Source organism: Candidatus Collinsella stercoripullorum, from assembly GCF_027669965.1.
In the GTDB taxonomy this organism is placed as follows: Bacteria; Actinomycetota; Coriobacteriia; order Coriobacteriales; family Coriobacteriaceae; genus Collinsella; species Collinsella stercoripullorum.
This window is the reverse complement of sequence record NZ_JAQECM010000021.1, coordinates 20,702-33,325: the sequence shown is the minus strand read 5'-3', so window position 1 is coordinate 33,325 and position 12,624 is coordinate 20,702. Positions and strand designations below refer to the sequence as shown.

At 69.0% G+C, this 12,624-nt stretch carries 9 protein-coding genes; 4 read left to right on the top strand and 5 right to left on the bottom strand.

Annotation, left to right across the window (positions count from 1 at the left end; translation table 11 throughout):
• The first annotated feature begins 231 nt into the window (after nucleotides 1-231).
• Entirely contained in the window at nucleotides 232-4,032 is a 3,801-nt protein-coding gene (locus tag PHA29_RS05950) for a phosphoribosylformylglycinamidine synthase (protein WP_270848641.1), read from the top strand.
• A 191-nt stretch (nucleotides 4,033-4,223) separates the two neighbouring features.
• On the opposite strand, the gene PHA29_RS05945 is transcribed toward PHA29_RS05950, so the two are convergent.
• The 3 genes from PHA29_RS05945 to PHA29_RS05935 form a co-directional block, all read right to left on the bottom strand.
• A complete protein-coding gene (locus PHA29_RS05945; protein WP_270848640.1) occupies nucleotides 4,224-6,245 on the bottom strand; it encodes a PTS fructose transporter subunit IIABC in 2,022 nt (673 codons plus the stop codon).
• Between the two features lie 108 nt (nucleotides 6,246-6,353).
• Nucleotides 6,354-7,265, bottom strand: a complete 912-nt coding sequence (gene pfkB / locus PHA29_RS05940; RefSeq protein WP_270404361.1) for a 1-phosphofructokinase — start codon at nucleotides 7,263-7,265, stop codon at nucleotides 6,354-6,356.
• A 39-nt stretch (nucleotides 7,266-7,304) separates the two neighbouring features.
• Nucleotides 7,305-8,057 (bottom strand): DeoR/GlpR family DNA-binding transcription regulator, encoded by a 753-nt coding sequence (locus tag PHA29_RS05935; RefSeq protein WP_270848639.1) that lies wholly within the window; start codon nucleotides 8,055-8,057, stop codon nucleotides 7,305-7,307.
• 378 nt (nucleotides 8,058-8,435) lie between these two features.
• Between PHA29_RS05935 and PHA29_RS05930 the strand changes: the two genes are divergently transcribed.
• The 3 genes from PHA29_RS05930 to PHA29_RS05920 all read left to right on the top strand — a co-directional run bounded on the left by PHA29_RS05930 (nucleotide 8,436) and on the right by PHA29_RS05920 (nucleotide 10,524).
• Entirely contained in the window at nucleotides 8,436-9,191 is a 756-nt protein-coding gene (locus tag PHA29_RS05930) for a cyclase family protein (protein WP_270848638.1), read from the top strand.
• A gap of 146 nt (nucleotides 9,192-9,337) precedes the next feature.
• Nucleotides 9,338-10,204, top strand: a complete 867-nt coding sequence (locus PHA29_RS05925) for an AzlC family ABC transporter permease (RefSeq protein WP_270848637.1) — start codon at nucleotides 9,338-9,340, stop codon at nucleotides 10,202-10,204.
• On the top strand, nucleotides 10,201-10,524 hold the full coding sequence (locus tag PHA29_RS05920; RefSeq protein WP_270848636.1) for a branched-chain amino acid transporter permease: 324 nt from the start codon (nucleotides 10,201-10,203) through the stop codon (nucleotides 10,522-10,524). Before PHA29_RS05925 ends, PHA29_RS05920 begins: the two co-directional genes overlap by 4 nt.
• Before the next feature lie 46 nt (nucleotides 10,525-10,570).
• Here the strand turns inward: PHA29_RS05920 and PHA29_RS05915 are convergent, their stop codons facing one another.
• The gene (locus tag PHA29_RS05915) at nucleotides 10,571-11,773 is read right to left on the bottom strand and encodes an electron transfer flavoprotein subunit alpha (protein WP_270848635.1); all 1,203 of its coding nucleotides are present in this window, start codon (nucleotides 11,771-11,773) and stop codon (nucleotides 10,571-10,573) included.
• Nucleotides 11,773-12,621: an electron transfer flavoprotein subunit beta/FixA family protein gene (locus tag PHA29_RS05910; protein ID WP_270848634.1), complete on the bottom strand. Its 849-nt coding sequence runs from the start codon at nucleotides 12,619-12,621 to the stop codon at nucleotides 11,773-11,775. Before PHA29_RS05910 ends, PHA29_RS05915 begins: the two co-directional genes overlap by 1 nt.
• Between the last annotated feature and the right edge of the window lie 3 nt (nucleotides 12,622-12,624).

Below are 12,624 nucleotides of genomic sequence, written 5' to 3'. Positions count from 1 at the left end.
GGAGGCCCCGCGGCGGGACCCGCGACGGGCCGCCCGGCGCCCGCATCGCCCATATCAGTTGGATATTTGGACCCGCGCGGATATCGCACCGTCCCCGGATTCCCGCCGGCCCCCTGACGTATGATGGAGGGGTTAGCATCCGTGGGCTCAAGGTGCCGCGTCGTCGAGGACCCGGCAGCCGCCGCCCGCGGCGGACACGACGGCCACATCCGTACAGGAAGGCAGGATTCAATGGTCTCTCGCATCTACGTGGAGAAGAAGCCCGGCTTCGACGTCGAGGCGCGGCAGCTCCTGGCCGAGCTGCACACCGCCGTCGCGGAGGGCCTGCCGCCCACCGCGACGCTGCGCATCATCAACGTCTACGACGTGGAGGGCATCGACGAGGAGCTCTTCGAGCGCTGCATCCCCACCGTGTTCTCCGAGCCGCAGGTCGATATCGCCACGCGCGAGCTGCCCGTCGCGGGCGCGCGGATCGGCGGGCCCGGCAGCGGGCAGGGGGTCTCGGCGGAGGGCGCGGGGACCACGCTGTTCGCGGTGGAGTCCCTGCCCGGCCAGTTCGACCAGCGCGCCGACTCCGCGGCCGAGTGCATCCAGCTCATCTCCTGCGGCGAGCGCCCCACCGTGCGCTGCGCCAAGCTCTACGTGCTCGACTGCGACCTCCCCGAGGACGTCGAGGCCGCCATCAAGCGCTACATCGTGAACCCGGTCGAGTCGCGCCTGACCGACCTCGCCCTGCGCGAGACGCTCACCCAGCAGATCCCCGACCCCGAGCCCGTCGAGGTCCTCGACGGCTTCCGCGAGCTCGACGAGGCCGCCCTGGCCGCCTTCATCGCCGACCGCGGGCTCGCCATGGACCTGGCCGATATCGCGTTCTGCCAGAGCTACTTCCGCGACGAGGACCGCGACCCCACCATCACCGAGATCCGCGTGATCGATACCTACTGGTCCGATCACTGCCGCCACACCACCTTCGGCACCGTGCTCGACGACGTGGCGATCGACGACGCGGTCGTGCAGGCCGCCTTCGACCGCTACCTGGAGATCCGTCACGAGCTCGGCCGCGACGGGAAGCCCGTCTGCCTCATGGACATGGGCACCATCGGCGCCAAGTACCTCAAGAAGACCGGCAAGCTCAAGAACCTGGACGAGTCCGAGGAGATCAACGCCTGCACCGTCAAGGTCACCGTCGACGTGGACGGCGAGGACCAGGACTGGCTCTTCCTGTTCAAGAACGAGACCCACAACCACCCGACCGAGATCGAGCCCTTCGGCGGCGCGGCCACCTGCATCGGCGGCGCCATCCGCGACCCGCTCTCCGGCCGCAGCTACGTCTACCAGGCCATGCGCGTCACCGGTGCCGCCGACCCCACCGTGCCGGTGTCCGAGACCCTCGCCGGCAAGCTGCCGCAGCGCAAGCTCGTGACCACCGCGGCGGCGGGCTACTCCAGCTACGGCAACCAGATCGGCCTCGCGACCGGCCAGGTGTCCGAGCTCTACCACCCCGGCTACGTGGCCAAGCGCATGGAGATCGGCGCCGTCGTGGGCGCCACCCCCGCCGACCACGTGCGCCGCGAGTGCCCCGCTCCCGGCGACAAGATCATCCTGCTCGGCGGCCGCACCGGCCGCGACGGCATCGGCGGCGCCACCGGCTCGTCCAAGGCGCACAACGTCGAGTCCATCGAGAAGGACGGCGCCGAGGTCCAGAAGGGCAACGCCCCCATGGAGCGCAAGCTCCAGCGCCTGTTCCGCCGCGGCGACGCCTGCCGCCTCATCAAGCGCTGCAACGACTTCGGCGCGGGCGGCGTCTCGGTGGCCGTGGGCGAGCTGGCCGACGGCCTCTACATCGACCTCGACCAGGTGACCAAGAAGTACGAGGGCCTGGACGGCACCGAGCTCGCCATCTCCGAGTCCCAGGAGCGCATGGCCGTGGCCGTGGCCGAGGACGACGTGGACGAGTTCATGGGCTACGCCGCCGAGGAGAACCTCGAGGCGACGGTGATCGCCGAGGTCACCGCCGAGCCCCGCGTCCGCATGGCGTGGCAGGGCACGGCCATCGTCGACCTCACCCGCGCCTTCCTGGCCTCCAACGGCGCCCCCAAGCACCAGGCGGCGCACGTGACCGCCCGCTCCGTGTGGCAGCCCTCCTGGGGCGGCGAGACCTTCGCCGAGCGCATGCGCTCGCTCGTGGGCGACCTCAACGTCTGCTCCAACAAGGGCCTGGCCGAGCGCTTCGACTCCACCATCGGCGCGGCGACCGTGCTGATGCCCTTCGGCGGGGCCACGCAGCTGACGCCCGCCGAGGCCATGGTCGCCAAGCTCCCCGTCGACGGCGAGACCTCCACGGCGAGCGCCATGGCCTGGGGCTTCAACCCCTACCTCATGGAGGCCGACCAGTTCGCGGGCGCCTACCTGTCCGTGGTCGAGTCGGTGTCCAAGCTCGTCGCCGCGGGCTTCCCGCACGAGAGCGCCTACCTCACCTTCCAGGAGTACTTCGAGCGCCTGCGCGACGTCCCCGAGCGCTGGGGCAAGCCGGTCGCGGCGGTGCTCGGCGCGCTCATGGCCCAGGTCGACCTGGGCGTGGGCGCCATCGGCGGCAAGGACTCCATGTCCGGCTCCTTCGAGGACCTCGACGTCCCGCCGACCCTCGTCTCCTTCGCCGTGGCCGTGGGCGACGCCGCGCGCGCGACCTCGCCCGAGTTCAAGGGCATCACGCACCGCGTCGTGCGCATCGCGCCCGCCGCGTACGGCGAGGACTGGCGCCCCGACGCCGCCCAGCTGCTCGACGCCTTCGGGCTCGTCGAGCGCCTCGTGGCCGCGGGGGCGGCGCTCGCGGTGTCCACGCCGGGCTACGGCGGCGGCGCCGAGTCCCTGTTCAAGATGTGCGTGGGCAACCGCATCGGCATCGAGCTCGCCGACGACGTGGACCTCGACAGCCTGTTCGAGCCGATGTACGGCAGCTTCATCGTGGAGCTCGCCGACGACGCCGACGCGGTGCTCGCCGACGCCCCCGACGACCTGGTCGTCGAGCCCATCGGCACCACCGTCGAGGCGTACGTGCTCGACACCGCCGACGAGAGCATCGACCTCGCCGGGCTCCAGGAGGTCTGGGAGGGGGCGCTCGAGGGCGTGTTCCCCTACCGCACCCCCGCCGACCGCGCAGCCGAGCTGCCCGCCGTCGAGCCCGTCACCTTCACCGCGGCCGCGCCGCACATCTACTCCGGCGAGACCTTCGCCCGCCCGCGCGTGATCATCCCGGTGTTCCCGGGCAACAACTGCGAGTACGACACCGCGCGCGCCTTCACCGCGGCGGGCGCCGTGGCGGACACCTACGTGATCAACAACCTCACGCCCGAGGCGGTCGCCGAGAGCGCCCGCGAGCTCGCGCGCCGTATCCGCGAGAGCCAGATCGTCATGATCCCCGGCGGCTTCTCCGGCGGCGACGAGCCCGACGGCTCCGCCAAGTTCATCACGGCGTTCTTCCGCGCGCCCGAGGTCACCGAGGCCGTGCGCGAGCTGCTGCAGAAGCGCGATGGCCTCATGCTCGGCATCTGCAACGGCTTCCAGGCGCTCGTGAAGCTCGGCCTCGTGCCGTATGGCGACATCGTCGACGCCACCGCTGACGCGCCCACGCTGACGTTCAACACCATCGGCCGCCATCAGAGCCGCCTGGTGCGCACCCGCGTGGCGTCCAACCTGTCCCCGTGGCTCGCCTCCTGCACGCCGGGCGACACCTACACCGTGGCCATCTCCCACGGCGAGGGCCGCTTCGTGGCGAACGACGAGGTGCTCGCGCAGCTCACGGCGGGCGGCCAGATCGCCACGCAGTACGTGGACGCCGACGGCATGCCGTCCATGGACCTTGACGTGAACCCCAACGGCTCGGTCGCTGCCATCGAGGGCATCACCTCCCCCGACGGCCGCGTCTTCGGCAAGATGGGCCACGTGGAGCGCCGCGGCGCGGGGCTGTACGCCAACGTCCCGGGCGACAAGTTCATGCCGATCTTCGAGAACGGCGTCGCTTACTTCGCATAGGCAAGCGCTCGCAAGCTACCTGCAAAGGGCCTCCCACGGGAGGCCCTTTTTTAGCGACAAGATAGTGCCAGGTACAAACTTGTCCCGGTGACAAGTTTGAACCCGGCACAAACTTGTCGCCGCTTTATCCGAGAAGGGCTCCATCCATGCGATGAAGCCCTTCAGGGTGAAATCAGATGTGCGCGGAGCGGCTACTTGGTCAAGCCGGCCTCCTCGGCCGAAAGCGGCTTTTTGAGGAACGACAGGATCAGGCATGCGACCACGGCGCCGATCACGAGCGCCATAAGGTACATGAGCGGGTTGCCGATAACCGGCGTCACCCAAGCGCCGCCGTGGGGCGCGGGGCTCGTGCAGCCGAAGCCCGCGGAGAGCGCGCCGGCGATCGCCGAACCGATGATGCAGGAGGGAAGCACGCGACCGGGGTCGGCGGCGGCATAGGGAATCGCACCCTCGGTGATGAACGACAGGCCCATGATGTAGTTCACGATGCCGGCCTTGCGGTCGGCCGCAGACCAGCGATTCTTGAAGAACGTGGTGGACAGGGCGATGGCGATGGGCGGAACCATACCGCCGACCATGACGGAAGCCATGACGATCTGCGCGGAGGTGGTGCCGGCGGACAACATGCCGGTGCCGAAGACATACGCCGCCTTGTTGAACGGGCCGCCCATGTCGACGGACATCATGCCGCCGACCACCGCACCGAGCAACACGAGGTTCCCGGTACCGAAACTGTTCAGAGCGCCTGTCAGCCACGAGTTGATGGCAGCGAAGATCGGGTTCAGCGCAAGCATCACAAGGCCGATCAGGAAGATGCAGACGAGCGGGTACAGCAGCACAGGCTTGATGCCCTCAAGCGACTCGGGCAGATGGTCGCACAGCCTCTCGAACCCGAGGGTCAGATAGCCGGCTGCAAAGCCCGCAAACAGCGCCGCGATGAAGCCGCCCGAGATGAGCGCGCCCTGCGCTTCGGCATCCATAGCCGTCGCCAGATATCCGAGCGTGAAGCCCTGCTTGGCAAGCCAGCCTCCCACGAAGCCAGGGGCAAGGCCGGGGCGATCGGCGATGGACATGGCGATGTAGGCCGCGAGGATGGGCAGCATGAAGTCGAACGCTGTGCCACCGACCAGGTTGAAAAACGCCGCCAGCGGCGTGGAGCTGCCGTATGCCGCCGTACCCATACCCTGCGTGTCGAGCAGGAAGGCGATGGCCTTGAGGATGCCGCCGCCCACGACGAACGGCAGCATGTGCGAAACACCGTTCATCAGGTGCTTGTAGATGGTCGAGCCCATGCCCTCGGTCGCAGCGGACGCCGCCGGTGCAGACGCGCCGCCCTCGGCGTGGCAGATGGGCGCCTCGCCGTTCATGATGATGTTGATGAGACGCTCGGCATCGTTGATGCCGGCGGACACGTTGGTGGAGTACAACGGCTTGCCGTTGAAGCGGCTGAGCTCGATACCCTTGTCGGCCGCAATGATGATGCCGCGGCAGGCGGCGATCTCCTCGGCGGTGAGTGCGTTCTTAGTGCCCACGGAGCCCTGGGTCTCGACCTTGATGGTCACCCCCATCTGCTCGGCGACCTTCTCGAGGTTCTCGGCGGCCATGTAGGTGTGCGCGATGCCCGTGGGGCACGCGGTGATGGCGAGCACCTGCGGTAGGGCCGAATCGGCGGCAGGCGCGGCAGCGGCTGCGGCAGCCTCGCGAGCGGCCTTGGCCTCGGCGGCCTTCCTCTCCTTCTCCGCCTGCTCGGCGTCGTGCGCGGCTTCGGCGTCGTCGATCACCTTGAGGAACTTGTCGACCGTCTTGGCGGCGCGCAGAGCGGCCCCGAAATCCTCATGCATGAGCAGCATCGAGAGTTTGGCGAGCACCTCGAGGTGCACGTTGGCCTGCCCCTCGGGCGCGGCGATCATGAAGATGAGGTCGGAGGGCTTGCCATCGGGCGCATTCCAGTCCACGCCCGCGGGTACGGTGATCGCTGCAAGGCCCGGACGCACGACGGCGTCGGTCTTTGCGTGCGGGATGGCGACGCCGTCGCCCACCGCGGTACTGAACTGCGCCTCGCGGTCGAGCACCGCCTGACGGTACTTGTCGCGGTCGCTGATGTTGCCGCTCGCATCATGCAGATCGACCAGCACATCGATGGCCTCAGCCTGCGATGCGGCCTCGACTCCCAGTTTCACCCCGCTCTTACTGAACAACTCGGTGATTTTCATGGTGCTAACCCCCTTCCCCGGCATAAGCCGGTCCAACCGCCGAGATCCGACGGATTGTCAACGTGTGGATTGAAACGAGCGCGACGCGTCGCGCGAATGGGTGAAGCGTTAACTGCCGATGGTGGCCAACAGCTCCTCGACCTGATCACGCTCGGCCAGCCCCAGCGAGAACGCGCTGGCCGACCCGGCGCACACACCCATGCGGAACGCCTGCTCGTAGTTGCCATCGCTCTCGAGATAACCGGCGATGAAGCCCGCAACCATCGAGTCGCCCGCGCCGACCGAGTTCACCACGGTGCCCTTGGGCGAGGGGCTCTCGATCACGTCCCCATTCTCGGCGACGAGCACGGCACCCTCCCCCGCCATGGAAACGAGCACGTTGCGCGCGCCGAGGGCCTGCAGCTTTTTGGCGTACGGGACCACGTCCTTCCGCGCCTTCAGCTCGACGCCGAAAATCTCACCCAGCTCGTGGTTGTTGGGCTTGACGAGGAACGGGTGGAACGCCAGCACGTTCATCAGCAGCTCGCGCGTGGCATCGACGACGATGCGGATGTCGCGACCCTCGAGACGCTCCATGATGCGCTCGTAGATGTCGCCGGGCAGAGCCGCCGGCACGCTGCCGGAAATGACCAGGATGTCATCGGAAGCCAGAGCGTCGAGCTTCGCGTAGAGCGCCTCGATATCGGACGGGGTGATGTCAGGGCCGATGCCGTTGATCTCGGTCTCCTCGGTCGACTTGACCTTGACGTTGATGCGGCTCATACCATGGCAGACCTCGATGAAGTCGGTGTCGACCCCCTGCAGTTGCAAGCGTCGCGCGATCTCGTCGCCGGTGAATCCGGCAAGGAAGCCGAGCGCACAGCTCGGGTGTCCCAGGTTCTTCAGGACGATGGACACGTTGATACCCTTGCCACCCGCCATGACGGCCTCGGTCGACACGCGGTTGACCGCGCCGAGCGTCAGGTTGTCGACGCCCACGACGTAGTCGAGGCAAGGATTGAACGTCACGGTGTAGATCATGGAGCAGCTCCTTTGCATGGGACGGATTCCGCTGGCAGATTACTCGGTAGAGGACGCCGCGATGATGTTCGCGTATTCCTCGAGGCCGGACGGCAGCGTATCGGTCACGACCGTCGCGTCGTCGAAATCGGCGAACGTGACCGGCGAGACCATGGAGAACTTACTGGAATCGCACAGCACGTACGGGCGAAGCGTCTGGGCGAGCGCAGTCGACTTGACGAGCGCCTCCCCCGTCTCGGGCGTGGTAAAGCCCTCATCGGGCGTCGCGCCGTTGGCGCCGAAGAACCCGACGGTGAAGTGATAACGCCGTAGGGTCTCCACCGTCTGCTCACCCACCAGCGCCTCGGTGACGGGCTTGAGCTCGCCTGCGGGCACGAGCACCCGGCAACCTTTGGACAGCAGGGTATGGGCGACCGAGATGGAGTTGGTGAAGTAGGTGGCGCGCGTCTCGGTGATGAAGTCGACGAGACGCTCGGTCGTGGAACCGGCGTCGATGTAGACGAAGTCGTCAGGCCCGATGAATGCGGCGGCGAAACGTCCGATGGCCGTCTTCTCCTCCAGATGCACGCTGTACTTCTCGTAAACGGTCTGATCGGCGGAGACGACCGTGCGGTTGACCGCCGTGGCGCCGCCGTGAACCTTCACGATACGGCCCAGCTGCGCCAGACGTGTCAGGTCGCGGCGAATGGTGGACTCGGAGGCATCCAGCAGCTGCATGAGATCGGTCGCGGTGATCGATCCGTGCTCGTTGACCAGGGCAACGATCTTCTCAAGGCGGTCTTCTGCAAGCATCTGCGCTCCTCTCGTCGTATCCTTTGGACGGAATCTGTCAAAACCATCCAAAACCATTCTAATTCGTCCATAACGAGAGAATATCACCAGAATCAGTCATGTTCGGTCATTATCGCCCATCCTGGGCGAGCGGTCCCTATCAGACGGTGAACGGTTTTGCCCGTTTTTAACTGATTATGATTCGGCGCGCAACGGCATCGGACCGACAAGATCGAACCTGGCACCAACTTGTCGACTTGTCATCGGAACGCGAAATGAGAATAGACGCAGCAGCGCCTCTCCTACGTGTAAAAAAATACGACCTGATTTCACGCCTAGCCGCCGAGCGGGTACCATCATCAGCAAGTGCGAACGCCGACGCGAAGGAGTGGATGCACGATGAGCCTGTGGCCCGATCTTGCCAAGTTGAAGAGCTGCCAATGGGTGGAGCTCTCCCATCCGCTGACCGACGACAGCCCGTACTGGACGGGCATCCCGGAAGGCTCGGTCGAACTCTGCCGTACGGTGTTCGACTACGACGAGGAGATGCTCTCCTGCCGTATCCACACCTACAAGTTCCCCGGGCAGTTCGGCACGCATATCGACTTCCCCAGCCACTTCACGCCGGGCGCCGTCGGCTCGGAGGCGTACGGCGCCGCCGACATGGCCATGCCCCTCGCGGTGATCGACCTCACGCCCAAGATCGCGGCCGAGGGCCCCGATACGGCCGTCACCGTGGAGGACATCGAGGCCTGGGAGGCCGAGCACGGCCGCATCCCCGCCGGCGCGTTCGTGGCGCTGCGCACCGACTGGGCGAAGCGCTGGCCCGACAACGACGCCCTCAACAACTTCGACGACGAGGGCGGCGAGCACTGCCCCGGATGGTCCCTGCCGGCCATCCGCTTCCTCTACGAGGAGCGCGGCATCGCCATGAACGGGCACGAGACCTTCGACACCGATGCGAGCTACCTGGCCGCCGAGGCGGACGACCTCGCCGTGGAGCGCTGGGTGCTGGACCACGGCCACCTGCAGGTGGAGGTCATGGACAACCTGGACCGCGTGCCGGCGACGGGCGCCATCGTGTTCGTGAGCTGGCCGCGCATCGAGGGCGCCACCGGGCTGCCCGCCCGCGTGGTCGCCGTGTTCGAGGAGTAGGCGAACGCCAAGGGCATCCCTCGCGGCGCCGCTCGGCGTAGCAGCGGGAAAATAGGGACAGGCACTATTTTCCCGCTTGGCTCGCGCGCTTCCGTCTGCGCTATCCTTATGAGCCGTCGGCACGGAGATGCGACGGAGGGAGGCCCATGGACCAGGCGAGCGCGGGCACGCGGGCGGTCCGCGGCGGCGGGTGGGCGGCGGCCCTCCGGGCGGCGGCACCCCTTTCCTCCCCCATCATGGCGGGGTTCGTGTTCCTCGGCGTCACCTGCGGCGTCTACACGGTCTCACTCGGTCTGCCGTGGTGGATGCCCGCCTTCATGGCCGTCGCCATCTTCGGGGGCTCGGCGGAGTTCATCGTCGCCTCCATGCTCCCCGGCGCCTTCGACCCCTTCACCGCCTTCGCCGTGACCCTGGTGGTGCAGGCGCGCCATCTGTTCTACGGGCTGTCGATGCTCAAGCCGTTCCAGGGGACCGGGCGCAAGAAGCCCTACCTCATCTACGCCATGTGCGACGAGTCCTTCTCCATCAACTACGCCGCCCGCGTCCCGGAGGGCGTCGACCGCGGGCGCTTCATGTTCGCCGTGAGCCTGCTGAACCAGTCCTCCTGGGTGGCCGGCTGCACGCTCGGCGGCGTCTTCGGCGGCCTGATCCCCACCGACATCGAGGGCGTCTCGTTCGCCATGACCGCGCTGTTCACGGTCATCTTCCTCGACCAGTGGCTCCACGAGCCGAGCCACGCCGGGTCGGTCGCCGGCGTGGCGGCATCGGCGGCGGCGCTCGTCGTGTTCGGGGCGGATGCGTTCATGATCCCGGCGATGCTCGCCATACTCGTCATCATGACCGCGGCGCGCGGCCGCCTCGAGCCCCTGTACGGCTCCGACGGCGATGCCGCCGCGGGCGGGGCGGATGCGGCCGGATGCGGCCGCGCGGTACCGGAGGGAACCGGTGAACCCGGGCCCGTCGGCCCGGATGGAGAGAGCGCGCCCGCAAGGACGGAGGTCGAGCGCCCATGACGCCCCTTCAGCAGATCGCCACCGTGCTCGTCGCCGGCGCGGCCACCGTGCTGGCGCGCGCCCTGCCCTTCCTCGCCTTCCGCAACGGCGCCCCGCGCTATGTCCGCTACCTGGGAGATGTCCTGCCCGGAGCGGTGTTCGGCCTGCTCGTGGTCTACTGCCTGCGCGAGGTCGACCTGCTCTCCGCCGCGCACGGGATCCCCGAGGCCGCGGGGATCCTGCTCACCGGCGGCGTGTACCTGTGGCGCCGCGACATGCTCTCGGCCGTCCTGGCGGGGACGGCGTTCTACATGGTCCTCGTGAACCTCGTGTTCGCCTGAGGAGACGCCGTCGCAGGACGGTGCCGCCGCACCCGCCGGGATCCCCTCAGCGGCCCTCCAGCTCCTCCACGAGCGCGCTCGCGACCTCGATGCAGTCGCCCACCACCCGGTAGCGCGCCGCGCCGAAGACGGGGGCGTCCGGGTCCTCGTTCACGGCGATGACGGTCTTCGCGCCGCCGATGCCCGCGAGATGCTGGATGGCGCCCGAGACCCCCACGCTGACCAGCAGGTCGGGCGCGACCGCGACGCCGGTCTGCCCCACCTGGTGGGCGTACTCGAGCCAACCCGCCTCCACCAGCGGGCGCGTGCACCCCAGCTCCGCCCCGAGAAGCTCCGCGAGCCGCCTCATGAGGGGCAGGTTCTTCTTGGACCCGATGCCACGCCCGACCACGACGAGCCGCCGCGCATCCGCGATCGACGCGGCGGCGGCAGCGGGCCTGCGCTCGAGCACGCGTACCCGCGGGGCGACGCCCGCATCGAGCGCGACCTCCGAGACCGTGCCGGTACGCGACGCATCGGGGGCGGGGGCCGCGAACACGCCGGGGCGGACGGTGGCCATCTGGGGGCGGTGGGCCGGGCAGACGATGGTCGCCATGAGGTTGCCGCCGAATGCCGGGCGCGTCTGCTGGAGCAGCCCCGTCTCGGGGTCCGCGGACAGCGCCGTGCAGTCGGCGGTGAGCCCGGTTTTCAGCCGCACCGCGACCGCGGGGGCGAGCTCGCGCCCGAACGCGGTGGCGCCGTACAGGATCGCCTCCGGCCGGCGGTCGCGCGCCAGCGCGCAGATCCAGCGCGCGAAGACCTCCGCATCGGGCTCGGCGAGGCGCGCGTCGCGGCAGACGATCACCTCGTCGGCGCCGGCGGCGATGAGGTCGCGCGGGCCCGCGCCGTCGGCGGCCGGCCCCGTGCCCAGCACCGCGGTGAGCGCGCAGCCCCGCTCGTCGGCGATCGTGCGCGCGCGGCCGAGGAGCTCGCGCGCCACCGGGAGCACACGGCCGTCGGGACCCGTCTGGGCGAAGACCCAGATGCCGCGGTAGGTCGACGGGTCGTCGCCCGTCGGCGCTCCCCCGGTGATGGAGATGGCGTCCACCGGGCAGACGCCCGCGCACGCACCGCAGTACACGCAGGCATCGGTCCCGCGCGCGAACTTGCGCGGCCCCTCCCAGGCGAGCTCGATGCCGCCCATGTCGCAGGCCTTCACGCACATGCCGCAGCCGATGCACAGCTCCCGATCGATCGCAAGCCCGCTCATCACGCCATCCCCCCGATCAGTTCAGCCAGCTTCGCAGCCTGCTCCCGCGCGTCCCCGCGCACGGGCTCCGCCTCGTCCGCCCGCTCGGGGACGAACGAGCGGACCACCTGCGTCGGCGACCCCGTGAGGCCGCAACGCGCCGGGTCCGCGCCCACCCGGTCCGCGCCGAGCACCGTGACGGGTGCGTCCGAGGAGGCGAGGACGCCCGGGATGCCGGGCATGCGCAGGCGCGCGGCGTCCTTCCCCACGGTGATCACCGCGGGCAGGTCGACCTCGACGAACTCCGTGCCCGCATCCGTGGCGCGCACGGCCCGCAGCCGCCCATGCCGGCAGATGGGGCCGTCCCCCGTGCCCTCATCCGCGCCATCGCCCGCGCCGAGGGGCCCCTCGACCGCCTGGACGTCGACCACGCAGGGGATGTCGAGCTCGCCTGCGAGCTCGGGCCCGATCTGGGCGGTGTCGCCGTCGACGGCCATCTTGCCGCACAGGATGAGGTCGACGGGCTCCCCGAGGGCGCGGACGCCGCACCCGAGGGCGTAGGTGGTGGCGAGCGTGTCGGCGCCCGCGAAGGCGCGGTCGGACAGCAGCAGGCCCGCGTCCGCCCCGCGCGCGATGCAATCGCGCAGGAGCCGCTCGGTATCGGGGATGCCCATGGACAGGACGGTCACGCGGCACGGCTCGCCCGACGCCGCGACCCCCTCCTTGATCTGCAGCGCGAGTTCGAGCGCGGTCGCGTCGAACGGGTTGAGCACGGCGGCGCGGCCGTCGCGCACGATGGTGTTGGTCCTCGGGTCCATCTTGACCTCGGTGGTCGAGGGGACCGCCTTCACGCATACGACGAGATGCATCCC

Coding starts and splice junctions, on each gene's coding strand:
- PHA29_RS05950 (WP_270848641.1), top strand. CDS start 232: ATGGTCTCTCGCATCTACGTGGAGAAGAAGCCCGGCTTCGACGTCGAG.
- PHA29_RS05945 (WP_270848640.1), bottom strand. CDS start 6,245: ATGAAAATCACCGAGTTGTTCAGTAAGAGCGGGGTGAAACTGGGAGTC.
- pfkB (WP_270404361.1), bottom strand. CDS start 7,265: ATGATCTACACCGTGACGTTCAATCCTTGCCTCGACTACGTCGTGGGC.
- PHA29_RS05935 (WP_270848639.1), bottom strand. CDS start 8,057: ATGCTTGCAGAAGACCGCCTTGAGAAGATCGTTGCCCTGGTCAACGAG.
- PHA29_RS05930 (WP_270848638.1), top strand. CDS start 8,436: ATGAGCCTGTGGCCCGATCTTGCCAAGTTGAAGAGCTGCCAATGGGTG.
- PHA29_RS05925 (WP_270848637.1), top strand. CDS start 9,338: ATGGACCAGGCGAGCGCGGGCACGCGGGCGGTCCGCGGCGGCGGGTGG.
- PHA29_RS05920 (WP_270848636.1), top strand. CDS start 10,201: ATGACGCCCCTTCAGCAGATCGCCACCGTGCTCGTCGCCGGCGCGGCC.
- PHA29_RS05915 (WP_270848635.1), bottom strand. CDS start 11,773: ATGAGCGGGCTTGCGATCGATCGGGAGCTGTGCATCGGCTGCGGCATG.
- PHA29_RS05910 (WP_270848634.1), bottom strand. CDS start 12,621: ATGCATCTCGTCGTATGCGTGAAGGCGGTCCCCTCGACCACCGAGGTC.